The organism is Prevotella amnii CRIS 21A-A (assembly GCF_000177355.1).
Classification (GTDB): domain Bacteria; phylum Bacteroidota; class Bacteroidia; order Bacteroidales; family Bacteroidaceae; genus Prevotella; species Prevotella amnii.
Genome location: NZ_ADFQ01000045.1, coordinates 1 through 1,073 on the forward strand (window position 1 = coordinate 1; position 1,073 = coordinate 1,073).

Genomic DNA, 1,073 nt, shown 5'->3' on the forward strand with positions numbered 1-1,073 from the left:
AGGCAGTACAACTCTACGACGTGTCTACCTACTACGCACAAGGCAACGAACTTGGTACTTCCGTAGAAGATGCCGAAGGCAAGAAATACACCGAGACCCGCAATGAGTACGACGGCTACTACCTCTCTGCCGATGGTGACAAGTACACCTTCACCAAGCAACAACGGCTATGCAGCGACCGTGCCTCTGCTTTCGTTCCGCTCCGCTATACTGCCAGCAAGCAGTACGAGGGACAGACAAACGGTATCACCACCTCTGAGGCTTGGAACGAGTATTACCTCACAGGCTATCACGGTGAACTCAAATCCTATAAATTCAGCGACAAGGGCAAGTTGGGTGAGAACGGCACGGGCGGTTTCGATTACCAGACAGCCATACAGTACACCTCCAACGAGGGTAAGCATATCTTCGGACTACCGACCGATGTAACGGTTACGGGTGGTGACGGCAAAACCTATCACCATGTTACGGCTACCTACGACATGAACTATGCCGACCATATCACGCAAATCCGCCGGCAACTCGGTAGCGGAGAAGCCGTGTCCGATTATACCTATGATGCCTACGGCAACATCACCAAGACCATGCTCCCTGCCAACGCCAAGGGACAACGCATGTGGTATACCTACCGCTACGAGCCGGTGATGAATATGTATGTAGAGCGCATAGACGATGCCTTTGGCTACCGCAGCGAGGCGTCCAACTTCGACTACCGCTATGGCATGGCACTGCGCCGCATGGATCTCAACCACTTCTACTACGAGACCGACATCGACAACCTCGGACGAGTGAAAGCCGTGCGTGGTCCTAATGAGTTGGCAACAGGTGTGCCTTACATCATTGCCTTTGACTATCAGCCTAAAGCTACTTTCGGTACCAATGGCATCACTGCACCTGCGTACGCAGTGACCAAACATTACGACATACAGCACCCAAGCGATGACATGGAGACCGTAACCTTCGTGGACGGCTTCGGGCGTCCCGTTCAGGTGAAGAAAGACGGTGTGGTTACCACAGCTGGCAAGGGTAGTGCTCCGAAGAACGAGACCGTGATGATTGTCAGCGGACGCAAT

Annotated in this window: 1 pseudogene; it reads left to right on the top strand. The window is 53.2% G+C overall.

The features are described 5' to 3' along the window. Positions 1-1,073 (top strand): annotated as a pseudogene (locus HMPREF9018_RS04045) (toxin TcdB middle/N-terminal domain-containing protein); the annotation flags it as partial.